Source organism: Collinsella sp. SGI.033 (assembly GCF_050315135.1).
In the GTDB taxonomy this organism is placed as follows: domain Bacteria; phylum Actinomycetota; class Coriobacteriia; order Coriobacteriales; family Coriobacteriaceae; genus Collinsella.
This window is the reverse complement of sequence record NZ_JBNPOK010000006.1, coordinates 1-23988: the sequence shown is the minus strand read 5'-3', so window position 1 is coordinate 23988 and position 23988 is coordinate 1. Positions and strand designations below refer to the sequence as shown.

General features: G+C 62.1%; 15 protein-coding genes, 1 tRNA gene and 1 other RNA gene. 5 read left to right on the top strand and 12 right to left on the bottom strand.

What is annotated here, in order from left to right; translation table 11 throughout:
* Positions 1-45 precede the first annotated feature (45 nt).
* Positions 46-2193, top strand: a complete 2148-nt coding sequence (locus ACQRC0_RS03075; RefSeq protein WP_427727668.1) for a Tex family protein — start codon at positions 46-48, stop codon at positions 2191-2193.
* A gap of 224 nt (positions 2194-2417) precedes the next feature.
* Here ACQRC0_RS03075 and ACQRC0_RS03070 read toward each other — a convergent pair whose 3' ends face one another.
* The gene (locus tag ACQRC0_RS03070) at positions 2418-3122 is read right to left on the bottom strand and encodes a transaldolase (RefSeq protein ID WP_238057455.1); all 705 of its coding nucleotides are present in this window, start codon (positions 3120-3122) and stop codon (positions 2418-2420) included.
* A 193-nt stretch (positions 3123-3315) separates the two neighbouring features.
* A complete protein-coding gene (locus ACQRC0_RS03065; RefSeq protein ID WP_427727667.1) occupies positions 3316-4143 on the bottom strand; it encodes an HAD-IIB family hydrolase in 828 nt (275 codons plus the stop codon).
* A 75-nt stretch (positions 4144-4218) separates the two neighbouring features.
* Here ACQRC0_RS03065 and rlmKL point away from each other — a divergent pair, with 75 nt between their 5' ends.
* Positions 4219-6786: a bifunctional 23S rRNA (guanine(2069)-N(7))-methyltransferase RlmK/23S rRNA (guanine(2445)-N(2))-methyltransferase RlmL gene (rlmKL, locus tag ACQRC0_RS03060; RefSeq protein WP_427727665.1), complete on the top strand. Its 2568-nt coding sequence runs from the start codon at positions 4219-4221 to the stop codon at positions 6784-6786.
* Between the two features lie 95 nt (positions 6787-6881).
* On the opposite strand, the gene ACQRC0_RS03055 is transcribed toward rlmKL, so the two are convergent.
* From ACQRC0_RS03055 to ACQRC0_RS03040, 4 genes are all read right to left on the bottom strand, one after another.
* A complete protein-coding gene (locus ACQRC0_RS03055; RefSeq protein WP_427727663.1) occupies positions 6882-7595 on the bottom strand; it encodes a response regulator in 714 nt (237 codons plus the stop codon).
* A 4-nt stretch (positions 7596-7599) separates the two neighbouring features.
* A complete protein-coding gene (locus tag ACQRC0_RS03050) occupies positions 7600-9225 on the bottom strand; it encodes a sensor histidine kinase (RefSeq protein WP_427727661.1) in 1626 nt (541 codons plus the stop codon).
* A gap of 187 nt (positions 9226-9412) precedes the next feature.
* Positions 9413-11440, bottom strand: a complete 2028-nt coding sequence (locus tag ACQRC0_RS03045) for a KUP/HAK/KT family potassium transporter (protein ID WP_427727659.1) — start codon at positions 11438-11440, stop codon at positions 9413-9415.
* 158 nt (positions 11441-11598) lie between these two features.
* Entirely contained in the window at positions 11599-12468 is an 870-nt protein-coding gene (locus tag ACQRC0_RS03040; RefSeq protein WP_427727657.1) for a nitroreductase family protein, read from the bottom strand.
* 213 nt (positions 12469-12681) lie between these two features.
* On the opposite strand from ACQRC0_RS03040, the gene ACQRC0_RS03035 reads away from it, so the two are divergent.
* Positions 12682-14982, top strand: coding sequence for an LTA synthase family protein (locus tag ACQRC0_RS03035; protein WP_427727655.1), 2301 nt, complete (start codon positions 12682-12684; stop codon positions 14980-14982).
* A 313-nt stretch (positions 14983-15295) separates the two neighbouring features.
* On the opposite strand, the gene bilS is transcribed toward ACQRC0_RS03035, so the two are convergent.
* From bilS to tadA, 5 genes are all read right to left on the bottom strand, one after another.
* Positions 15296-15847 (bottom strand): flavodoxin family protein BilS, encoded by a 552-nt coding sequence (bilS, locus tag ACQRC0_RS03030; RefSeq protein ID WP_427727654.1) that lies wholly within the window; start codon positions 15845-15847, stop codon positions 15296-15298.
* 110 nt (positions 15848-15957) lie between these two features.
* Complete coding sequence (locus ACQRC0_RS03025; RefSeq protein WP_427727652.1) at positions 15958-17817, bottom strand: ABC transporter ATP-binding protein; 1860 nt, start codon at positions 17815-17817, stop codon at positions 15958-15960.
* The gene (locus tag ACQRC0_RS03020) at positions 17818-19701 is read right to left on the bottom strand and encodes an ABC transporter ATP-binding protein (protein ID WP_427727649.1); all 1884 of its coding nucleotides are present in this window, start codon (positions 19699-19701) and stop codon (positions 17818-17820) included.
* A gap of 341 nt (positions 19702-20042) precedes the next feature.
* Positions 20043-20138: signal recognition particle sRNA small type (ffs, locus tag ACQRC0_RS03015), an RNA gene on the bottom strand.
* Between the two features lie 104 nt (positions 20139-20242).
* Positions 20243-22024: a tRNA adenosine(34) deaminase TadA gene (gene tadA, locus ACQRC0_RS03010; RefSeq protein ID WP_427727646.1), complete on the bottom strand. Its 1782-nt coding sequence runs from the start codon at positions 22022-22024 to the stop codon at positions 20243-20245.
* A 51-nt stretch (positions 22025-22075) separates the two neighbouring features.
* Here tadA and ACQRC0_RS03005 point away from each other — a divergent pair.
* Positions 22076-22165, top strand: a tRNA-Ser gene (locus tag ACQRC0_RS03005).
* Positions 22166-22167: 2 nt separating this feature from the next.
* Here the strand turns inward: ACQRC0_RS03005 and ACQRC0_RS03000 are convergent.
* Positions 22168-22752, bottom strand: coding sequence for a TetR/AcrR family transcriptional regulator (locus ACQRC0_RS03000; RefSeq protein ID WP_427727644.1), 585 nt, complete (start codon positions 22750-22752; stop codon positions 22168-22170).
* A 211-nt stretch (positions 22753-22963) separates the two neighbouring features.
* Between ACQRC0_RS03000 and ACQRC0_RS02995 the strand changes: the two genes are divergently transcribed.
* Entirely contained in the window at positions 22964-23518 is a 555-nt protein-coding gene (locus ACQRC0_RS02995; protein ID WP_154517837.1) for a LemA family protein, read from the top strand.
* Positions 23519-23988 lie beyond the last annotated feature (470 nt).

The following is a 23988-nucleotide window of genomic DNA, read 5'->3' as shown; positions in this document are numbered from 1 at the left end:
TTGGTAGCCCTGTGCTGCAAACGCACCTTAAACGCAAGGAGTCCCATGGATCTTATCGCCCAGCTCGCCCACGAGCTCAACCTTAAGGCCGCCAACATCGAGGCAGCCGTCAAGCTCATCGACGAGGGCAACACCATCCCCTTTATTTCGCGCTACCGCAAGGAAGCCACGGGCGGCATGGACGACGTCGCCCTGCGCGCACTCGACGAGCGCCTGTCCTACCTGCGCAATCTTGAGCAGCGTAAAGAGGACGTCATCCTGCTCATCGACGCCCAGGGCAAACTCACGCCCGAACTCGAGCAGCAGATTCGCGAGGCCACGCAGCTCCAGCGTGTCGAGGACCTCTACAAGCCCTACCGCAAAAAGCGCATGACTCGCGCGCAGAAGGCCCGCGAGGCAGGCCTTGAGCCGCTCGCCAACATGATCATCATGCAGGCCTCGGCCAAGGGCAGCGCACTCGACGCCGCCGCGGCATACGTCAACGAGGAGGCCGGCTTCGACACGCCCGAAAAGGCGCTTGCCGGCGCGGCGGACATCGTGGCCGAGACGGTGGCCGAGGACCCCGAGAACGTCGCCGACCTGCGCGCCTTTACGCAGAACACCGCCGACATCGTCGTCGAGGCCACCGACCCCACCGAGAAGACTCCCTACGAGCCGTACTACAGCTATGACGAGCCGCTGCGCCGTATACCCAACCACCGCGTGCTGGCTATCGACCGCGGTGAGCGCGAGGGCAAACTCCGCGTGCGCGTGAACGTCGACGGCACTGCCGCCACGGCACGCCTCGGCAGCCGTTGGCCCCGACGCCAGGGCGTGTTTGCGCCCGTCTTTGATGCCGCTATCGCCGACGGTTACAAGCGCCTCATGGCCCCCTCGCTGGAGCGCGAGGCCCGCGCCAAGCTCACCGTCCGCGCGCAGACCGAGGCCATCAACGTCTTTGCCAAGAATCTCGAGGGCCTGCTCTCGGCACGCCCCGTACGCGGCGCCCGTGTGCTTGCACTCGATCCGGGCTACCGCACCGGTTGCAAGGTCGCCGTCATGGACGAGACCGGCAAGCTACTCGACCACGGCGTGGTCTACCCCACCAAGCCGCGCCACGACGTCGCCGGCACCAAGCGCGAGCTCGCCCGCCTCGTCAAGAAGGACGGCGTCAACACCATCGTCATCGGCAACGGCACCGCCAGCCGCGAGACCGAGGAAGTCGTCTCGGAGTTTATCGCCGAACAGGCGCCTGGACTGCGATACACCATCGTCAACGAGGCCGGCGCATCGGTGTACTCCGCCTCCGAGCTCGCAAGCCAGGAATATCCCGACCTGGACGTCACCGTGCGCGGCGCCATGAGCCTGGGCCGTCGCCTGCAAGACCCGCTGGCAGAGCTCGTCAAGATTCCACCCCAGTCCATCGGCGTTGGCCAGTACCAGCACGACCTTGACCAGGCCGAGCTTTCGCGCACCCTGGGCCACGTGGTGGAGGACGTCGTCAACCGCGTGGGCGTCGACGTAAACACCGCAAGTGCGAGCCTGCTGGGATACGTATCGGGCATCACGCCGAGCGTAGCCAAAAACATCGTGGCCTACCGCGAGGAGAACGGCGCCTTTACCGATCGCCGCCAGCTTAAGAAGGTCCCCAAGCTGGGGCCCAAGGCATATCTCAACGCCGCGGGCTTCCTGCGCATCAGCGGCGGTAAGAACCCGCTCGATGCGACGAGCGTCCACCCCGAAAGCTACGAGGTGGCCACGGCCGTCCTGGAGCGTGCGGGTGTGGCGGCAAGCGAGCTCAGCCGCGGCGGCGTGCCCGACATCGAGCGACGCATCGGCAGCATCTCGGCACTGGCAAGCGACCTGGACTGCGGCATCCTCACGCTCATCGACATCGTCAACGAGCTCAAGAAGCCTGGCCGAGACCCGCGCGACGACGCGCCCGAGGTGGTCTTTAGCCGCTCAGCACTTTCCATCGACGACCTGGAACCCGGCATGGAGCTCAAGGGCACGGTGCGCAACGTCGTGGACTTTGGCGCCTTCGTCGACGTGGGTGTGCACCAGGACGGCCTCGTGCATATCTCCAAGCTGGCCAACCGCTTTGTCAAGCACCCCAGCGACGTGGTGCGCGTCGGCGACACGGTCAAGGTGTGGGTCGAAAAGGTCGATCGCGACCGCAAGAAAATCTCCCTCACCATGGTTCAGGGCAAATAGCCGCCAAAGCGGACGTCCCCCTCTTCGCGGCGTGCAAAATCGCGAGTATTCAGCATCTCCCGATAGCCCCGCGGCGCTTCAGAGGGCCATAAAAGCAAAAACGGCCCCCGTTTTGGCGTTTTAGGGCCAAAACGGGGGCCGTTCCGCGCTTCAACCAGCTGGTAAAAGTCTTTACCATGCTGAAAACTCGCGATTTTGCACGTCGCTGCAGGGGGTACCCTTGCTTAGGGCAGAATATGGAAACCCAAAGCGGCGATATCCTTGGCAAAACCGCGCACGGTATCGAGCGAGACCTCGTACGGGTCACGGCCGATGTTCTTGCGCTTGGCCAGGATGCTGTTGGGCACCGTGATGATCTGGCAACCGCAGGCCTCGGCCTGGTAAATGTTGATGAGCTCGCGCGTGGACGCCCACAGGACCTCGCAGTTGGGCTTGGCGGCGGCCTTCTTGACCGACTCCGTCATAAACGGAATGGGATCGACGCCGGTATCGGCGATGCGGCCGGCAAAGAGCGAAATGATGGACGGCGTCTCGGCGTCAACGGCCTCGACCATCTCATCGACCTGCTTAGGCGTAAAGATGGTGGTAACGTTGACCTTGATGCCGTCGGCCGAAAGCTTGCGGACCAGCTCGGCGGTGGACTCGCCCTTGGTGGTCACGCACGGAATCTTGACGTAGACGTTCTCGGCCCAGGTAGCAATCTCGCGCGCCTCGACCTCCATGGTCTCGACGTCGTCGGCAAAGACCTCAAACGAGACGGACACATCGGTGATGTGGGCCAGAACCTCCTTGGCAAACGCGCGGTAATCCGTCACGCCACCCTTCTTCATAAGGGACGGGTTGGTCGTGAAACCCTGAACGTTGCCGTTCTCGTACATGTCGAGCATGCCCTCGAGGTTTGCACCGTCAGCGAACACCTTGATTGCCATCTGCCTGATTCCTTTCGTTTGCATACGGGCATTGAGCTGCTAAACACTTTACCTACGTTTATTAAGGCGTGAACTGCGGTTTTTTATCTTCTCGGCGAACGGCATAAACACCTCAGTGTTTGGATTGATAAATCGATTGAGCATGCAAAAGCAAAGAGTCGCAGTTTGAGCAAACGTCAGAACGCGGGATTCATTAGATGAGGCCAAAATGCCGCATCGCTGTGACGGTGCCGTCGTGTGCGACATCGTCGGTCACGTAGTCGGCGACCGCCTTGACCTCGGGCATGGCGTTGCCCATGGCGACAGCCGTCTCGACCGCACCGAGCATGCCCAGGTCGTTGCCCGAATCGCCAAAGCCAAAGGTGCGCGCATTTCCTTCGCGGCCCAGATACGCCAGCGCTCGCGCCACGCCCACGCCTTTGTCAATACCCTTGGGGCTCAGCTCGCGATTCTGGCCACCGGTGTTGCACAGCTCAAACTCGCAATCGATAAAGCCGTCATCATTGGCTACGCGAGCCAAACTGGGCACACTGAGGCATGCCTTGCCCACGCGCAGACTGCCGTCGACGCGCATTTCCTCGGTGCTGTGCACCACAGAAGTGCCGATCAGAGACGACTGCTCAACGCCCACAGGCTCCAGGGCAAAAGTAGCCACGTTGGTCTCGAAAAAGGCCTCAATCCCTGCCGCGGCCATACGGCGCGCGAGCTCCTCGATAACGTCCTCGTCAAAGCAGTCCTCGTGTACCACGCGTCCCTCGACCTCGAGCGTGGCGCCTGCCATGGCCACGACGCCCGCGGGGTCGAGCGCACGCAGGCTATCGGCGATAAGCCACAGGGGGCGACCCGTGCAGATAAATGCCTTGTGCCCTGCATCGCGCAGCGCACGGAACGCCTCAACCACCGTCTGCGAGGGGCGAACCGCCGAAAAGTCCTTATCGCTCATATCGTCGGGATCGAACGACGTCAGCGTGCCGTCCACGTCAAAAAAGAGCACGGCGGAATCGGGGCACGCATCAATCATATGGGTTCCTTTCGGGGATGAGGGCAAACGAAGCATCCATCATATAATGGAGCGACGCAACCAGAGAGGTCACCCATGGAATTTTACGCAAGCTGCCCCGAGGGCTTTGAGTCCGCACTCGCCGATGAGCTTAAACGCCTCGGGCTTTCGCATGTCCGCCGGCTGAAGGGCCGCGCTACGTTTGAGGGCGAGCTCGAAGAAGGCTACCGCGCCTGTCTGTGGTCGCGCCTGGCGAGCCGCGTGTTCGTGGTTCTTGGGCGCTTTGAGGCGCAGGATGCCGACGAGCTGTACGATAGCGTTTACGACATCGCCTGGGAGAACATCATCCGCCCCGGCGCAACCATCGCCATCACCGCCCGCGGCGTGACCGAGCAGCTGCGCAACACGCGCTTCTCGGCCCTGCGCGCCAAGGACGCGCTGTGCGACCGTCTGGCCGAGACCACGGGCCGTCGTGCCGATGTCGACGCCGCCGACCCCGATGTTCACCTGCTGCTTTCGCTGCGCCAGCGCCGCGCGAGCATCAGCCTGGACCTTTCGGGCGACCCGCTGTTCAAACGCCTGCCGCCCGCAGCGACCCGCGCCGGCGAGGGCGCGCACGTGCTGCGCCCCGACTACGCCGCCCTGGTGCTGGCGCAGGTCGGTTGGACCGCGCTGTGCGAGCGCGAGCTGACGGCCGATGATTACGAGAACGAAGCCCTGCCCACGCTGATCGACGCCTCGTGCGCCGGCGGCGGCCTGCTGCTGGAAGCCGTGAACATTCTGACCGACCGCGCCCCGGGCGCTGCACGCGAGCGCTGGGGCTTTGAGGGCTGGCAGCTGTACGACGCCGCCCTATGGGAGCAGCTGCTCGCCGAGGCACGCGAGCGCGAGGCAGCAGCACGCGAGCGCCAGGCGCGCATCGTCGCCGTGGACATTGACCCCGCTGCCCGCAAGACTGCCGAGCGCATGGTCAAGTGCGCCGGCTACAAGCGTTTTGTCGACTTTTGCGCTGCCAAGCCAGCCACCGTGCTGGACCATGCAGACACTGTCGCCGGTGCCGCCGTGGTCGCAGACACCACCGAGACCCCGCTTTCGCTCATGCACGACGCCATGACGCTGGTCGGCGAGCTGCGCCGCGCGCCCGAGCTTGCCGCGGCACCGGTCGCTGCGCTCACCCGTGATGGATTGCTGGCCCGCTCGCTCCACGCCGAGCCCGAGCGCTCGATCGCCGTCATGCCCAACAACGAGGAGGCGACCGTCGAAGTCTGGCCGTCGCTCGACCACGCCGCCGCAGCGTTTGAGGCTGCGACCAGCGCAGATGCCGAGGCCGAGGTTGCGGATACCAACGAAGTCAACGACAAAGCCGCCAGCACCCCCATGCCCGAACCTGCCGCCACACTCGACCTGGGCGACGGCAAGCCGCTGCCCGTGCTCATCCCCGAGTCCGAGCAGTTCGCCAACCGCTTGCGCAAGAACGCCCGTCTGCGCCGCAAGTGGGCAAAGCGCGAGGGCGTGAGCTGCTACCGCGTCTACGATGCCGACCTACCCGATTACTCCGCCGCCATCGATCTATACGAGGGCTGCCCGCAGACGCCGGGCCGCTGGCTCGTCATCGCCGAATACGCCGCGCCCAAGACCATCGATCCCGCGCTTGCCCAGGCCCGCATGCTCGACATTCTGGCCATCGCGCCGCGCATCCTAGATGTTCCCGCCGAGCACGTGCACGCCAAGGCCCGCATGCGTTCGCGCGGCGGCTCGCAGTACGGCAAGCAGGGCGCCGGCAAGGGCGGCTCGGGCGAGCGCGCCAATATCGCACGCCGTCGTCTGCCGCTCATCGAGGAGGGCGGCCTTACCTTTGCCGTCAACTTTGACGACTACCTGGACGTCGGCATCTTCTTGGATCACCGCGTCACCCGCAACCTGGTGCGCGAGCACGCCAAGCAGGCGCGGCGCTTTCTCAACCTGTTCGCTTATACCGGCACCGCTACCTGCTATGCGGCAGACGGCGGCGTCGAAGAAACTGTGACAGTCGACCTCTCCAACACCTACCTGGACTGGGCCGAGCGCAATATGCGCCAGAACGGCTTTGTTGGTCCGCAGCATCATTTTGTGCGCGACGACGTGCTTGCCTGGATTCGCGTCCAGCGCCAGACGCGCAACCGCTGGGACCTGATTTTTGTCGATCCGCCCACGTTTTCGAACTCATCAAAGATGGGCCGCCGCACCTGGGACGTCCAGCGCGACCATGTTGAGCTTTTGGCCGGCGTATCGCGCCTGCTCGCACAGGGCGGCCACGCCATCTTTAGCTGCAACCTGCGCGGCTTCCGCCCCGAGACGCGCAAGCTCGCGCGCGCGGGCGTCGTGCTAGAGGACATTACGGCGCAGACCATCCCCGAGGACTTTGCGCGCAACCAGAAGGTGCACCATTGCTATATCGTGCGCCGCCTGCCCATCGAGGACGCCATGGCCGAAGTCGGCTTTAGCGCCGAGGAGATTGCAGAGCGAACCGAAGAGCTGCGCAACCCCGAGGCCCGCAAGCCCCGCGCAACGGCGCCCGCGCACGCGCAGGCCGGAGACCGAGGGTCGCGCGGCGACGGCAAGCCTGCCTGCGCCGGCAAGCCCAAAAAGAAGAAGTTCTACGCCAGCAAGCCCAAGGGCAGATAAACCAAGTTGCGGTGGAATACGGACTGTTTTGCCTGGAATTAGGCAAATTTAGACCGTATTTCACCGCAACTCATATTGGGATGGTGGTTGGCGATCTAGCCTTGGGTGACCAGGCGATAGCCGATACCCACGTGCGTCTGGATATAGCGCGGATGCGCCGGATCGGACTCGATCTTCTTACGCAACGTGCCCATAAAGACACGAAGGCTCGCCAGGTCGCTCTTAGTTGCCGTGCCCCAAATCTCGTGCAGGATAAACTGGTGCGTCAGCACCTTGTCGGCATTGTGCGCCAGCAGGCACAAGAGCCTGTACTCGATCGGCGTCAGATGCAGCTCCTCGCCATCCATCGTGGCGATGCCGGCATCAAAATCGATATGCAGCTCACCGGTATCGAACGAGCCCTCGGAGGCAACGCCGCCCGTTTGCGCATACGAAAGGCGCCTGAGCGTCGTGCGAATGCGCGCGAGCAGCTCCTCGACCGAAAACGGCTTGGTCAGGTAGTCGTCGGCACCGGCATCGAGTGCGCGAATCTTGTCCGCATCCTCGCTGCGCGCCGAGACCACAATGATCGGCATGCCCGACCATGCGCGCACCGACTCCACCACCTTGACGCCGTCCATATCGGGCAGGCCCAGATCGAGCAGCACAATACTCGGTGCCTGCGATGAGGCGGCGGCGATGGCGGCATGGGCGGTCTCCACGGCCATATGGCGCAAGCCGTGCGCCTCGAGCGCGGCAACGATAAGGTTGCGGACGGCGGGGTCGTCCTCAACGACCAAGATAAGCGGTTTCATGGCAGAGTTCGACACAGCGTTACTCCTTATCAAACGAAACGTCGGCGGCGGGAAGCCCAATCGTAAAGACCGAGCCGTGCGGGTCCGCCGCGGCAACCTCTATGCTACCGCCATGCGCCAACATAATGGATCGACAGAGCGAAAGTCCCAAGCCCACGCTGCGATGGCTATCAGCCAAGCCATGGTTGACAGTGTAGAACGATTCAAAGATCCGGCCCTGCTCCTCGGGCGCAATACCGGGACCGTCATCGGCGACGGAACATGCCACCTGTCCATCGTTCGCCATAATCGAGATCACGATATGCGAGGCGGGCGGCGTATAGGCAATAGCGTTGTTCACCAGGTTCACCACCAGCTGCACCATCAGGCGCGCATCGACGTTGACGAGCGCCGGCTCGTCGCACGGCACCACCTTAAGATCGTGCTCGCGTACAGCCGGATTCACGTGGCGCAGCGCCTCCTCGACGATATCGTCCATGAGCTCGAGCGTGGTCGACAGATGCATGCCGCCGCCCTCGAGCTTTGTGATGGCGAGCAAATTCTCGACGGTGGCGTTGAGCCATTGCGCATCCGAACGAATGGAAAGGAGCATGCTGCGGCGCGTCTGGCTATCGAGCACGGCCGTGCCGGTCGAACCCTGGTCGAGTAGCACGTCGGCATTGCCCGAAATGCTGGTAAGCGGCGTGCGCAGATCGTGCGAGATGGAGCGCAGCAGATTGGCGCGCAGCTGTTCGTTTTTGGCGAGCACCGCCGCCTCCTCGCGGGCCTCCATGGCGCGGGCGCGATCGAGTGCCAGCTCGCCTTCGCTCACGATGGCGTCGGCAAGTGTCCGTTCCTCGTGCGTCAGCACGTCGGGCTCGGCAACGATAGCCAGCACGCCCACCACCGAGGCGGGGTCGCCCGAGCGCACGAAGCCGTCGCCTGTGCAAACCGTCAGGTAGATGCCATAAAACGCCGAGCCGCCATAGGTGGCATCGAGTGGCGTTCCCACATAGGCGGACGCCGAGAGCCGCGGCGGCATCTGGGGCGTCAGCTGGTGCACCGGCGCGGCGTCACCCACGGCCGTGTACGTCGCACGCGGCAGCAAGTCATCATCGTCGGCGTCGGCGCTGTACCACACGACCGGACAGCCCGAAAGACGCGCCAGCTGCGTTGCCATGGCATGCACAATCTGCTGCTGATCGGGACACCGCTGCAGCATGCGGTTGGTCTCGAGCACCATATGCGTGCGACGGTCGCTGGCGGCAGCCTGTGCCAAGGCGCGGCGCAGGGCCAACGCAATCGAGCTCGACACAAGCGAGACCACAAACATGATGAAGAACATGCCGGGATAGACGCGGTCGATAAACGATAGCGAGCAGCGCGGGTCGACAAACAAGAAGTTGTAGAGCGCTACGGCGGCAGCCGAGCTCAGCAAGCAATACAGGCGGCTCCAGGTAAAGAATGCGCACAGCTGCACGGCGAACACATAGACGATCATGATGCTCGGCGCGAGACCAGGATGGTCGAGCAGCGCACCCACAATCGTCGCCGCGACCAGCAGCCCCGCCGATACGCAGGCGTCATACAGAGGGCTGCGACGTGTCAGCGTTGTGCGCCGCCACCAAAAGCTATCGGCAATATCGCCGTCCGCACGGACGTCCATCGGCACCCCGCCCCTCTCTTAAAAACAAAAACCACCACAGAGGGACAGCACCTTTGTGGTGGTTTCCCTTGTGGTGGTTCCAAGTGTATAGCCTTTGCAGTCTGCGGTCGTTAGACAAACAGCATGTGCGCGAGCAGGGCGCACACTCCTGTCCATCGAAGACCAACTCCATGCAACCTGTCGGCGACTACGGGCGCTCGTTGGGGGCCAGGCGCTGCATCTTGTTCACAGCCTTGAACTTGGTGAACAGCGGCACATACTCAAAGCTCACGTTGGAGTTCTCCAGGCCATACCAGCGCGCCGGCGTACCGGCAAAGCGGCGGATGATGTACTTGAGCGTGATGGCCGTGCGCTCGCTCGGCTCCACGTCACTCTCGGGCGCCAGGAGCTTGCGGATCATGACGAACTTAAACGTGCCGATGTTGCCCGGATCCTTGTAGACCGAGTAGTCATGCATCTGCGGCGGCAGCTCGCCAGTGGCGGCCAGATCCTGAACAACCTGGCGCAGGTAGGCGTTCACGCGCTGGTTAACCTTGTAGCCCAGGTACAGATGCACGCGGAAAACATAGTCGGTGCCAAACGTCTCGACCGAATAGGCAAAGGTATGCGGTTCGTCCATGGTCTCGACGTTCACGAACCACCAGGCGCGGGCGCGCTTGGGATGCTTGTCCAGAATCGAGTAGACGATATCGCGGTCGATGTAGTCGGTATTGGTGTCCTTGGTCAGGTACACGATGTTGTCGCTCATAAGCTCATAGCGATCGTCGTCGCGCAGGCGCTTGAGCTGCGGCAGATAGCTGCGCAGCGGCAGCAGCGTAAACTGACGCCGCTCGACCGCCGTGCCGTTGTACCAGCACAGCATAACGCCCATGATGAGCATGGCCATAAGAATAGTGAAATAGCCACCGTGGAAAAATTTGGTGAGCGAACTCACAAAGAAGAAGCCCTCGAGCAAAAGGAAGAACGCAACGAAGATATACGGGACGACCTTAAGGCCGCGATCAACATGCAGGTAGAAGAAGAGCAGCACCGTCGTGCACATCATGGTCAGGGTGATCGCCAAGCCGTAGGCGGCCTCCATGTGCGCCGAGCTCTGGAACAGCAGCACCACGATGACGCAGCCCACAAGCATGACGTTGTTGACCATGGGAATATAGAGCTGGCCCTTGGTCTCGGCAGGATAGAAGACCTGCATGTGCGGCATGAGGTCCAGGCGGCTGGCCTCGGACACCAACGAGAAAGCGCCGGTGATGAGCGCCTGCGAGGCAATGATGGCCGCGACGGTGGAAAGGCCGACGGCAAAGGGACGCAGGCCCGGGGTGAGCATCTGGTAGAAGGGGTTGAGGTCGGCGATACCCATGAGCTCCGGGTTGCTGGCGTTGTTGATAAGCCACGCGCCCTGGCCCATGTAGGACAGCAGCAAGCAGCACTTAACGAACGGCCAGGTTGCGTAGATGTTGCCACGGCCCACGTGGCCCATGTCGGAGTAGAGCGCCTCGGCACCGGTGGTGGCGAGGAAGCAGCTGCCCAGAATCATGATGCCCGCATGGTTGTTGGGGCTCAACAAAAAGGCGATGCCGCGCACCGGGTTGAGGCACAGCAGCACGGCGGGGTGCTGGAAGACAAAGAACAGACCCGTGCCGCCCAGGAACAGGAACCACAGCGTCATGATGGGGCCAAAGGCGTGGCCGATCTTGGCCGTGCCGATGCGCTGCACCAAGAAGAGCGCAATGATGATGGCAAGCGTGATGGCCACGACGCGGGCCTGATCGTCGCCCAGCACGGCATGGACTGCCGGAATGGTGCGCAGGCCTTCGATAGCCGTAGTCACGGTAACGGCAGGCGTGAGGATGCCATCGGCGAGCAGTGCCGCGCCGCCCAGCATGGCGGGGATGATGAGCCATTTGCCGCAGCGCTTAACCAAGCTGTACAGAGCAAAGATGCCACCCTCGCCATGGTTGTCGGCGCGCAGCGAGATGAGCACGTACTTGACGGTCGTCAGCAGCGTGACCGTCCACACGACAAGAGAGAGTGCGCCGAGCACGAACTCCTCCGTGACGCTTCCGATGCCGCCGTTGCCGGCAACGAGCGCCTTGGTTACATACATGGGGCTGGTGCCGATATCGCCATACACCACGCCCAGCGTGACGAGCATCGCCGAGATGCTCACAGGAATCGCAGCGTGCGAGGCTGCCTCCTTGGCCTTTTGTTCCATAAGCCGGTTTCCTCCCAACTTTAACGTTCGAGGGGATTATAGATAATCGTCCCATGTTTTAATGCACTGTTTTCCCAGCTAGATAAACATTTATACGGCCTTTAGGCCACCGCAGCGATATGGAATGTGACAAAGGGACTGTCCCTTTGTCACATTCGTCATTTTCCGAGCCAGTTTTTGAACCACCACTCCATGGATCGGCTCATCTCGGCCATAAAGGGGCTCGTGTGCTTGCGGGTGTAGATATCCACGACGCGCTCCCCCACCTCGCGGGCATGCGGACGGAACATCGCGTCCATCTCGGCCACCTGCGCATCCATGGTCGCGGCATCGGCGCGCCGATAGCGCTCCTCGTGCACCAGGTTCACCACGGGATGCGCAATCGCCGGGCGCTCCTTGCGGGGCGTGCCGATGATGAGCATCGACAGCGGCATGGTATAGGGCGGCAAGTCCAGCAGCGCAGCAACTTCCTCGGCGTTCTCGACGACATCGCCGATATAGCAGCTCCCCAGCCCCAGGGACTCGGCGGCGACCACGGCGTTTTGGGCAGCGATCACGGCATCCTGCGCCGCGATGGCAAAGTCGCCTAAACCCGGCGCGCGGCGGGGCGCCTTGCCCGTGCGCTCGACAAACTCGGGCTCAAAGCAACCCACGTGCTCAAACAGATCGATCCACTTGGCATAGTCGACCACAAATATAAGTGCCCAGGGCGCCTTGGCGATCATGGGCTGGTGGTCGCACAGGTCGGCCAGGCGATCGAGCGTTGTCTGCTCGCGGATACTCACGATGGAATACATCATCATGGCGCCTGCCGACGGCGCGCGGCTCGCCGCATGCAGAATCGCCGCCCGCTGCTCGTCGGTCACCGCTACGGGACGGTCGTTGTCATCGCGCGCAAAAGCGCGCGTGGACGAACGGTGCTCCAACGTGTCCAGCACCGCGTTGCCCGTGGTCTCGACCGGATAGCCGCCCGCGCCCATGCCAGCGCCCACGTCGCCCGCACTCGTCATACAAACCTGCTCGTTCATCGCCTTAACCTCGCCATTTCTTTAAGAAGCCTTTACGTTTCCGTGTAATTCCCGTCCATTATCGCGCAGGTCGCCACTACATTGCGCCACACCGCCACACATGCGCGCTAATATGGCTGGTTGTTGTGCGCAGCCACCAATCGCAGCGCATATCTTGGTAACAATCGGGTAAACCCCCGCTTTCGTAGTTTTAAGTTTGTGAGGAGTCTCAGCATGTTCGCAGCCGCCATCTCGCTCGTCGGTCTTGCGGCGACCGTCTTCCTTGTCTTGCGCGAGGCCAAGGCCATTCGCGCGCAGTCGGGCACCGTTGCCAAGGGCGCTCTTGGATGGAGCGTCGCCTTCGGTCTGTTCCAGGTCTTTTTGACCATTTGGGGCGCCATGGGCCTCGTCGCCCAAAACGAGCCGCTCGCCTTTGTGATGCTCATCCTGACCAACGCCATCCTCACCGGCTGCGCCTGGGCCAGCATCGCACGCGACCGCATCGCCCCGCGCGTCTTTGCGTTCGCCGCGCCCGACGCCCCCGCCCCCACCGGCAAGCTCGCCCGTCTGCGCGGAGCCTTTGTGGGCAAACCGCTCGTCGCCGCCGTGCTGTGCCTGCTGCTCGCCGGCGTCTTTGCGCTGCTGGGCATGGAGGTCTCGTCCAACCACGACTTTACCTGGGTCTACCCCCTGTGCATACTGCTCGAGTGGGCCATCATCACCACGCTCATGGTCGGCCTGTTCTTCCTGTTCCAGCGCCGCGGCGCAGCTCCCGCCGCCCTGGCCTTCGCCCTCTTTATCCTGGGCATTGCCGAGTTCTTCGTCATCACGTTTAAATCCATGCCCATCCAGCCGGGCGACCTTTCGGCCATCTCCACCGCCGCCGCGGTCGCCGGCAACGGCTACACCTACTCGATCTCGCTGTTCTGCGTGCTGTCCATGGGCTTTACCGCCATCGCCATGCTGCTATGCGAGTACGCCGGCCTGGTAGCACCGCACCGTCAGAAGGGTGCCGCCAACGCCAAGCGCATGCTGCTCACCAACCTGCTCGTGGCGGTGCTGTGCCTGGGCGGCGTGACCGCGCATGTCACGCTTATCGACTACTACAACACCCTCGGCATCACCGTCTACACCTGGCGCCCGCTCGAGAGCTACTGGCGCGAGGGTTATCTTCCTGCCTTTATTAGTGCGGCACAGTCCATCAAGCCGCCCAAACCCGCCAACTACTCCGCCGACGACGCCAAGGCAACGCTCAAAAAGTATGCCAAGGCCTATGACAAGTCCGATGCCGCCACAAGCGACGCCCGTACCGCCGCCCAAGAGCAGTTCGATAGTGAGAAGCCCACGGTCATCGCCATTATGAACGAGACCTTCTCGGATCTTTCGATCTATCAGGAGATGCACGCCGGCTACGAGGGCCCGCAGTACTTTAAGAACCTGTCCGACTGCCTCAGCCGCGGCAAGCTCTACGTGAGCGCCTACGGCGGCGGCACCGCCAATACCGAGTTTGAGTTTATGACCGGCAACTCCATGGCCAACCTGGGCTCGGGCGTGTACCCCTACACCATCTACAACATGGAAACGACCGGAAACCTGGCAGAGCAGTTCAAGTCGCTCGGATATTCCACGACGGCCATGCACCCCAACCACGCAACCAACTGGAACCGCGAGAACGTCTACAAGGACTTTGGCTTTGACCAGTTCCTGTCTATCAACGACTTCCAGGGAGCCGACACCTTGCGCGGCATGGTGACCGACCAGGCAACCTACGACAAAATCCTTGAGCTGCTCAACCAGAACGCCGACCCGCAGTTCATCTTTGACGTGACCATGCAGAACCACTCGGGCTACGATACGGGCCTGCTGCCGGCAGATAAGCAGATGCACCTGAACATCGACACGACCGATCTGGACGCCAAGACCATCGAGGACGGCACACTCTCCGATGTCGACGAGTACGTCTCGTGCATCGAGCAGTCCGACCAGGCACTGCGCTACTTCCTCAATGCCCTGCGCAATCTCGACCGCAAGGTGGTCGTGGTGTTCTGGGGCGACCACCAGCCGTTCTTCCCGTCCAAGTTCAACGATAAGTGGTTTACCGGCGAGGACGACGCTACGCATCAGGAGCGCCTGTGGCAGACCGACTACATCATCTGGGCCAACTACGACGTTGCCGGCTGCGACCAGACAAGCGAGGTCGACGACCTGTCCACCAACTACCTGTCCACCCAGCTGATGCAGCTGATCGGCGCACCACTGACCGACTACCAGAAAGCGCACATGACGCTGCGCAAGTCGCTGCCCGCCATTAACTCGGTGGGCTATGAGGACGCTAGCCTGCGCTGGGCGCTCTCCTCCAACGTCACCGGTGACGACGCCGTCGCCGCAGCGGCCACCAAGGCGCGCGAGGATTACGCCAAGATGCAGTACTACGAGATGTTCCGCGACGGCAAGAACGTGTACACCGAGCACCTCCAGACCGAGGCCAACGAGACCGACCCCAACCTGGCGCCGGGTACGACCAAGATCAAGTAGCGGGGATCAAGTAACGGGGTCGGGGGCCCGAATCGGCGGCAGGCGGAGGTACGGGAAAGGTCTGCTGCTCAAACAGTCCTGCGCAAGACGGGGGCCACATTAAGTGGCCCCCTTTGCGTGCGGAACTCGCGACAGACCTTTCCCGTGCCTTCGCCTGCCGCCGCCCCTCACCCGTTGCGGGTTGAGTAGGCTGAAGAGAAACTGCGCTCGCCAAACGCTTGCCACGGTTGCTCCCGCGAGTGTCAAGAAAAAAGCCTCGAGGATTTCGAGGCTTTCGCTTCTGTATTATTTCGCACGCGCGGCAGCGATAGACCTACTCGCCCAGCACGGCCTTCTTGGCGGCTGCCGCCATGTTGTCCAGATCTTCCTTGGTCGGATGGTCCTTCGCGGCAACCCAGTTGTCGAGCAGCAACTTAGCGCGGGCGTTGTCGGAATCTTGCTCGAGCATGGCCTCGTAGCGCTGCTTGACCGCAGGGCCCATCTTGCCCTGGCACATCGCCCAACCTACAAGCTCGGCATCATTGGCCAAATTGGAGGTCACGCGATCGATAATCTGCTGATAATAGCTCTGGTCGGCGCCAAAACCGCAGGTGCCAAACAAAAAGACGCGCTTGCCGTGCAAGGTGGAGAGCAACGCCGCGACCGAAGGCGTGCACGCGCCCTTGTCACACCAAAAACCGACGAGCACCGTGTCGGCCGCACAGGCGCCCTGCGCCTCGAGCGCAACCTGATCTGCATCCGCATCGTCGCTCAACGCCGCGGCATGGACAAACTCAACACCCGCAGCCTGCAGAGCGCGCTTGATCGCGCCCGAAACCATCCTGGTATTACCGCTCTTGCTGTTAACCACCAAAGAGCACGTCATAGTCACGTTGCCTCGTTTCCCCCAAAACTAAAGCCACTAATGCAATTTATTAGATGAATATCTTAGTACCAACGTGACAGATGTAAACCACCTGCCGCTAATCGGTGCCCCTACTGGGCAAACTGGCTGCGGTAAAGATCGGCATAGAAGCCGTCTGCCGCCAGCAGCTCGTCGTGTGTGCCGCGCTCGATAATCTCGCCGTCGCGCATCACCAGAATGCAGTCGGCGTTGCGAATGGTGCTCAGGCGGTGCGCCACCACAAAGCTTGTGCGACCGGCCATGAGCTCGTCGAATGCCGCCTGCACCTGCAGCTCGGTGCGGGTATCGATGCTCGAGGTCGCCTCGTCCAGCAGCAAGATCGCCGGATCGGTGAGCATGACGCGCGCGATGCACAGCAGCTGTTTTTGACCCTGGCTAAACGTGCCGCCGTCCTCGCCAATCACCGTGTCGTAGCCCTGCGGCAGCTGCACGATAAACTTGTGCGCATGCGCGCGCTTGGCAGCTTCGATAACCTGCTCGCGCGTGGCATCGGGACAGCCGTAGGCTATGTTATCTGCCACCGTGCCCTCGAACAGCCACGTATCCTGCAACACCATGCCAAAGGCACGGCGCAGGCTTGCGCGCGTGTAGTCACGCGAGGAACGGCCATCGACCGCAATGCGGCCAGCATCGATATCATAAAAACGCAGCAGCAAATTGATGAGCGTTGTCTTGCCACAGCCCGTAGGGCCGACCAGGGCAAAGCGCATGCCGGGCTTGGCCTCGATGCAGATATCCTGCAGCAGCTTGCGGTCGGACACGTAGCTAAAGTCCACATGCTCAAAAGCGACCTCGCCCTGCGGTGCGGCAAGCTCTACAGCGTCCGACGCGTCGGGCTCCTGCTCGCGCGCATCGAGCAGCGCAAACATGCGGCGCGCCGAGGCATACGCCGTCTGGATCTGCGTAATAACGTTGGTGACCTCGTTGAACGGCTTGGTGTACTGGTTAGCATAGGACAGAAAGATCTGCACGCCGCCCACCGTAAGCGCCGCGGGCACGCCCGTGATCACGCCCACGCAGCCGATCACAGCGACCACGGCATAGATGATGTTATTGACAAAGCGCGTGCCGGGGTTGGAGAGCGAACCCATAAACTGCGCGCGCTCGCCCGCGGTGTAGAGCTCGGCATTGAGGGCATCGAAGCTCGCTTGCGCGTTGGAGCCATAGGCAAAGGCGTCGACAAGCTTCTGCTCGCCCACGTATTCCTCGATATGACCACCGAGCTGGCCTTGGATGCGCTGCTGTGCCGTAAAGCTTTTGTTGGAGAGCTTGGCAATAGCACCGGCTGCAAAAATGGAAAGCGGCGTGACGAGCACCACCACGAGCGTCATGGTCAGGTTGATGGAAAGCATAAACGCGAGCGTGCCCACGATGGTGATAACGCCGGTGAAAAGCTGGGTAAAGCCCTGCAGCAGGCCATCGCCCACCTGATCGACGTCGTTAACCACGCGGCTCATGAGGTCGCCGTGGGCATGGCTGTCGATAAAGCTGAGCGGCATGCGGCTGAGCTTGTCGCTCGCCTCCACGCGCATGTCGCGCACCGTCTCGTAGGACAGGCGGTTGACGCAGTAGCCCTGCAGCCACTGGAAAGCCGCAGCACCTACGACGACAATCGCGAGCTTGGTGACAAGCGGCAGCAGCGCGTCGAAGTCCACCTGCCCGGCGGCGACGATCAGGTCGATGCCCTCGCCGACGAGGATGGGCGTGTAGAGCTGCAAGATCACCGAAGCGGCGGCACTCACAAACGACGCTACAAACGAAATGCGGTGCGGACGAACATAGCCCAGCAGGCGGCGAGTTACCGCGCCCACGGGATAGCGCTCGGGATCGCCGGGCTGACGCGGGCCGTCACCCAAGTCACTGAGGTTATCGTTGCCGGACACGTTGGCCGTCATCGTGGCGACCGAACCGGAGGAAGTGTAGGGATTCATTTAGCAGCCCTCCTTTGCGCAGACGAATGCGGGGGCGGTCGGGGCGCCTGGGACGGGCGCGGGGCTTGGAGCGGGCGTGGGCGCCGTACTCCCCTGCTGACCCTCGAGCTCCTCGCGGCGAAGCTGCGACTGGCAAATCTCGCGGTAGAGCTGGCAGCTTGCATACAGCTCATCGTGCGTGCCCAAGCCCGCGACCGAGCCGTGGTCGAGTACGCAAATCACGTCGGCGTCGCGCACGGTCGAGACGCGCTGGCTCACGATGATGGTCGTCAGCGGCAGCCCGCCCTCGGCGGCACCGCACACGCTTCGTTCACGAATGGCACGGCGAAGCGCTGCGTCGGTCTTAAAGTCGAGCGCCGAGGCGGAGTCATCCATAATCAGAACCTGCGGAGAGCCCACCAGGGCACGTGCGATGGTCAGGCGCTGGCGCTGGCCACCGCTAAAGTTCTTGCCGCCCGCCTCGACCGGGGCATCTAAGCCCTGCGGCTTGTTGCGCACAAACTCGCTGGCCTGCGCCATATCGAGCGCCGCCCACAGCTCCTCGTCGGTTGCCGCCTCGTCGCGCCAGGTCAGGTTGCTGCGGATAGTGCCGCTCACCAGCGACGCGCGCTGCGGAACGGTCGCGACCACACGGCGCAGCTGGTCGAGCGGCCAGGTGCGCACGTCGGCACCCATCACGCTCACGCTGCCGGTGCTCGCATCGTACAGGCGTGGGATAAGCGAGACGAGTGTGGACTTGCCGCTGCCCGTGCCGCCGATAATGCCGAGCGTTTTGCCCGCCGGCAGCTCCAGGGTCACATCGTTGACGGCGTTGGCAGCGCCCGCGCCAAACGAAAAGCTCGCATGGTCAAAGCTCAGTGCGGGAACCGGAACAGCGCCACCCGCCAGTTCGCTCGGCTTGGGCAGCGCGACCGGCTGGTTGCCCTCGTCGGTGATACTCGGCTCACAATTGAGCACCTCGTTGATACGCGAAGCGCTCGCGCTCGCCTTGGTAAAGACCACGACCAGGTTGGCGACGTACACGATGGAGGTGAGCGTCTGCGTCATGTAGTTGACGAACGCCATAACCTGGCCCTGCGTAAGCTCGCCCACGTTGACCTGGATGCCGCCCACCCACAGGATGGCGCACACGCCCAGGTTCATCATCAAAAACGTGACGGGGTTAAGGATCGACGAGAGCTTGCCCACCGCGATGGCAACATGCGCCTGCTCATCGGCGGCTAGGGCAAAGCGCTCGCGCTCGTGATCCTCGCGTACAAAGGCGCGGACCACGCGGGCGCCCGAAAGTCCCTCGCGGCAAATGAGTGCGATGCGGTCGAGCTTTGCCTGCAGCTGCTTGTAGTACGGAATGCAGCGAGCCATGACAAACCAAAACACCAAGCCGATGGCGGGCGTGCAAATCAAAAAGATGATGCCGAGCTTAAGGTCGATGGCAAGGGCCGCGCACATAGAGCCCACCGCCAAAAAGGGCCAGCGAATGAGCATGCGCACGCCCAGCGCCACGGCAAGCTGCACCTGGTTGACATCGTTGGTGATGCGCGTGATGAGCGACGGCGTGCCAAAGCGATCGAGCTCAGCATAGCTCAGCTTATTGATGTGCTGGTAGAGTGCGCCGCGGATGTCGGTGCCCATGCCCTGCGAGGTGAGCGCCGCCATCTTTTGGCAGACGAGCGTAAACGAGATGCCGATCACAGCCATGGCGGCGAGCACCATACCGTAGTGGACGACGGCGTTGACATCGCGTGCGCCAATACCCTTATCGATCATCTGGGCAATCACGAGCGGTGTAAGTAGGTCAAAAATCACTTCGATCAACTTACACGCAGGGCCAATCACCATATACCGGCGAAACTTACCACCAAAACGCCTGAGCAGCTCAATCATAGAAGGCGCTCCCTATCATCATCTCTCTTCAATCTGATTCATGATAGTACGGCGCGCCCTGGAGATGCGTAAGCAACTCGTTACAGATGTAAGGGCGACGGTCACTAGCGCCCAAGGCATGTAGCAGCCGATGTTTTGGCAACGCCAGCGAGCGCCGCAAGACACGGGATTCAATTCTTCAGATAAATGCGCCCTCTACGGGTGATTTTTGGACGAAGTGGTCCCGGTGCCGGCGGGCTGTTTGGTAGTCGAGCGATCCCGCAGGCAAAGCCGAGGACCAGCGAGACACCAAACAGCCCGCCGGCACCGGGACCGCATCGCGGCACCAAAAAGCGCCCGTGCGCTCGATGGATTCGGATGCCCGACAGAGGCTCCTTATGGCTGCTTCCTTCCGGACCTGACCAGATTCGGAACATGTCGTCATCCGAACCCATCGAACGCGCTTGGCGCTCGGTATATCTTACCCGCTCCCGCCCGATGGGGCAAGGTAGCTAATTTGGGACGGGGCCAAAAAGACTACTTTTGAGTTGCCTGGATAAACTCAAATACGGCCGAGGTCGTAGGCTCGAGCGGCTGCCTCGCCGGCACAGATGAGGTTGGTTGTGGCTTCCTGGGGGTCGAGCGCTTGGTCAAGGGGCATGGGCCTGCGGCAAACCGGCAGAACCAAGTCGATACCCTGTCCATACACCGCATCCAGGTTGTCGGCACGACCGCCCACGACGGCGACCACCGGCTTGCTATATCGCTTCGCACGACGGGCCACGCCCACCGGCGCCTTACCGGCGGCGGATTGCTCGTCCATATTGCCCTCGCCCGTTATGACCAGGTCGGCATCGCGAACGCACTCGTCAAACCCAATCAAATCGAGCATCGTCTCCACGCCCGAGCGCAACTCCGCACCGAGCGCCAGCAGCGCGGCACCCAAGCCGCCGGCGGCACCGGCACCGGGCACACCAAGCACCGAGCCAAATGACCGTGCACCCTCGGGCGCGCGCAGAAGCTTCTGGGCTCGCATCTCGAAAATCGCCGCATCGAGCAGACGACCGTAACCGACCATCCATCCGTCGTATTTGCCCAGGGCCTCGGCATCCCCCGTCGGCAGGCCTTTCTGCCCGCCAAACACCGTCAGAGCGCCTCGGCGCCCCACGAGCGGATTCTCAACATCGGAAAGCACCACGATACGCACGCCATTCAGCACCCGAAGCGCTGGCGCCAAATCGATACTCACCACGTGTTCGAGACCCGCAAGACCGGGGGCGATATTGCAGCCACACTCATCGACAAGATTCGCGCCCAGCGCCTGCAGCATGCCGGCGCCACCGTCGTTGGTGGCACTGCCGCCCAAACCAATATAGATAGTCTTTGCCCCAGCACGGACCGCGCGAAGCATGAGCTCGCCCACGCCATAGGTCGAAGCCGCAAGCGCCGCCGATTCCGTGCAGGGCGAATACCCAATACCCGCCGCCTCGGCCATCTCAACTACAGCCGACTCGTGCTCACCGTCCACCAGCATCCGTGCAGACACGCGGTCGCCCAAGGGCCCTGCAACCTCGCAGGTCAAAAGCTCGCCGCCGCGCGCGGCGACGGCATCGAGCGTTCCCTCGCCACCATCTGCCAGCGGCAAAGCGCTCAGCTCGGCATCGGGCCACACCTGGCACACGCCTTCGGCAACGGCCGCCTCCGCCCGTGCACTCGAAACGCTGCCCTTAAAGGAGTCGATCGCCAGCAGCACACGGCGGGGCCGGCGGCACGCGGCACCAAAATCGACCGCCTCAACGGCAATATCTTCGGCACACGTGAGTGCCTTGGCATGAGCGACATGCGCCTCAAGATCGGCCCCACAACCGCAGACAGCACCATCGGTGTCACGCAGCCCACTAAAATAGCCGCTCAACACCTCACGGCACTCGTCTGCCAGCACGCCGGCGGTCACATTAAACCGATGGTTCAGGCGCGAATCGGCATTGAGGTCATACAGCGAACCCACCGCGCCCGCCTTGGCATCGGCCGCACCATACACGCAACGCCCCACGCGCGCGTTAACCATAAGCCCCGCACACATGCAGCAGGGTTCGAGCGTCACGTAGACCGTACAATCGGAAAGGCGCCAACGCCCAAGCGTCTGAGCGGCGGCGCACAGGGCCAAAAACTCGGCATGTGCCGAAGGGTCCTGGTCGAGCTCACGGCGATTATGCGCCCTCGCGACAATCTCGCCCGCACGCACCACCACAGCACCAATCGGCACCTCGCCCACTGTCGCAGCGGCGCGCGCCTCCGCCAGCGCCTCGCGCATGAACTTCTCGTCGATTTCGGTGATCGTCATCGTTCGCCTTCCCTGTTGCAAATTCAAAACGATGCTATCATTACGACTCACGGAGAGATGGCAGAGCGGTTGAATGCGGCGGTCTTGAAAACCGTTGAGCGCGAGAGCGTTCCGGGGGTTCGAATCCCCCTCTCTCCGCCACCTTAGTGATTCACCGGCGTCATGGTGCGCTCAAACAGCGCATCGACCACGTCGGCCATCTCGGGTCGACGCTCAAGATCGTGGCCCGATTCCCACCAATTTGTGAACACTCGAATAATGCCACCGGCGATAAATTCCGATGTCGTCTCGAGCGAAACGGGCGCCAGGGCGTCTTCGGCAAGCGAACTCATCACGCGCTCACGGATGGAATGCGCGATGCGGTCGCAAATCATGCCGGTCAGCATGCCCGACATGCTGCTCGCCAAAAGGTTATCCATGAGCTGCTCATGCGCCAGTACCATATTCATGGCATCGTCAAAGACCTCATGGCGAAGCGCCCGTACATCCACAAGCGGCTCCGCGTCCGCTGCGTCGGTCTGGTTTTGCGGCAAGCCCGTCATAAGCTCATCGATATAGAAGGCAAAATAATCGTTTTTATCGCGAAAATGCTTATAGAACGTCGTGCGGCGAATCAGGGCCCGGTCGCAAAGCATGGCAACCGTCAAATCCTCAAACCGATGCTCTTCCAAAAGCTCGGTAAAGGCGTCGAACAGGGCACGATAGGTTTTCTTGATGCGAAGGTCCATCCGTATCGCCATCCTCAAGGCGTAGACAGCATTCCGTAATTTGTCGCATATCTTACACCTGTACCAACCGTTCGATATTGGCGCCCCCTCCCTGGTTGAAACAAAACGCTTACCGGAAAGTTCGGCACCGCCAAAGGTTGCGGGTATACTAGACACGTTATACCAACAACGGCCGGCGCAAAACGCCGCTGCCATTCGAAACGGAGACATCATGCTTCCCCCCGTCATCATCGGTATCGTTGTTGTCGTTGTGATCGTCTGCGCCATCGCTGGCATCTACAACAACATGGTTACCAAGCGCAATCGCATCGATAACGCCTGGCAGAACATCGACACGCAGCTGCAGCGCCGCAACGACCTGATCCCCAACCTGGTCGAGACCGTCAAGGGCTACGCCAAGCACGAGCAGGACACGCTCGCCGCCGTGATCAACGCGCGCAACACCGCCGTAAGCGCCACCACCCCCGAGGCCAAAATGGAAGCCGACAACGTGCTGACCGGTGCACTGCGCCAGCTCTTTGCCGTGGCCGAGGCCTACCCCGACCTTAAGGCGAACACCAACTTTATGCAGCTCCAGGCTACGCTCGAGGACACCGAGAACAAGGTGAGCTACGCGCGCCAGAGCTACAACGACTGCGTGCTCAGCTACAACAACGCCATCCAGACGTTCCCGGCCGTTATCTTTGCCGGCATCTTCCAGTTTAAGGAGCGCCAGGGCTTCGAGGCCGCCGAAGCTGCCCGCCAGGCACCGACCGTCAAGTTCTAACAGATCCGCAGCGTATCCTTAATCGGGTATATGCATAAACCGTCCCGTCGAATGCATACTTCGGCGGGACGGTTGCTTTTTGCCCACAGGTACCCCAGAGGGCGGCGTGCAAATTTTGGAGTTTTCAGCATCCTGGAGCCCAAAGGAACAGGAATGGGCCCACAAAACCGCGTTGAAAACCCTGATTCTGAGCCCTCAGCACCTCAGGGATCACTCATTTTCTACAGGATGCGGCTCACGGCGCCTGACTTTCGCCCAAAATCCCGTATGCATGCGCACCCGGCTGCTGAAAACTCCCAAAAATGTACGCCCCGTCCCACCCCAGGCGAGCGGCAACCGGAAAACCGCGCACGCACCTCTTCCTGGCGCGCGGTTTTCCTACAGAACTGCGCGGGGTCACTAGGGCCAAGCTCCTTATGGAGCCCACACCCAGGCGCACTCCGCAGGACGAAAGAACCCCCGCCGCACGT

Coding starts and splice junctions, on each gene's coding strand:
- ACQRC0_RS03075 (WP_427727668.1), top strand. CDS start 46: ATGGATCTTATCGCCCAGCTCGCCCACGAGCTCAACCTTAAGGCCGCC.
- ACQRC0_RS03070 (WP_238057455.1), bottom strand. CDS start 3,122: ATGGCAATCAAGGTGTTCGCTGACGGTGCAAACCTCGAGGGCATGCTC.
- ACQRC0_RS03065 (WP_427727667.1), bottom strand. CDS start 4,143: ATGATTGATGCGTGCCCCGATTCCGCCGTGCTCTTTTTTGACGTGGAC.
- rlmKL (WP_427727665.1), top strand. CDS start 4,219: ATGGAATTTTACGCAAGCTGCCCCGAGGGCTTTGAGTCCGCACTCGCC.
- ACQRC0_RS03050 (WP_427727661.1), bottom strand. CDS start 9,225: ATGGACGTCCGTGCGGACGGCGATATTGCCGATAGCTTTTGGTGGCGG.
- ACQRC0_RS03045 (WP_427727659.1), bottom strand. CDS start 11,440: ATGGAACAAAAGGCCAAGGAGGCAGCCTCGCACGCTGCGATTCCTGTG.
- ACQRC0_RS03040 (WP_427727657.1), bottom strand. CDS start 12,468: ATGAACGAGCAGGTTTGTATGACGAGTGCGGGCGACGTGGGCGCTGGC.
- ACQRC0_RS03035 (WP_427727655.1), top strand. CDS start 12,682: ATGTTCGCAGCCGCCATCTCGCTCGTCGGTCTTGCGGCGACCGTCTTC.
- bilS (WP_427727654.1), bottom strand. CDS start 15,847: ATGACGTGCTCTTTGGTGGTTAACAGCAAGAGCGGTAATACCAGGATG.
- ACQRC0_RS03025 (WP_427727652.1), bottom strand. CDS start 17,817: ATGAATCCCTACACTTCCTCCGGTTCGGTCGCCACGATGACGGCCAAC.
- ACQRC0_RS03020 (WP_427727649.1), bottom strand. CDS start 19,701: ATGATTGAGCTGCTCAGGCGTTTTGGTGGTAAGTTTCGCCGGTATATG.
- tadA (WP_427727646.1), bottom strand. CDS start 22,024: ATGACGATCACCGAAATCGACGAGAAGTTCATGCGCGAGGCGCTGGCG.
- ACQRC0_RS03000 (WP_427727644.1), bottom strand. CDS start 22,752: ATGGACCTTCGCATCAAGAAAACCTATCGTGCCCTGTTCGACGCCTTT.
- ACQRC0_RS02995 (WP_154517837.1), top strand. CDS start 22,964: ATGCTTCCCCCCGTCATCATCGGTATCGTTGTTGTCGTTGTGATCGTC.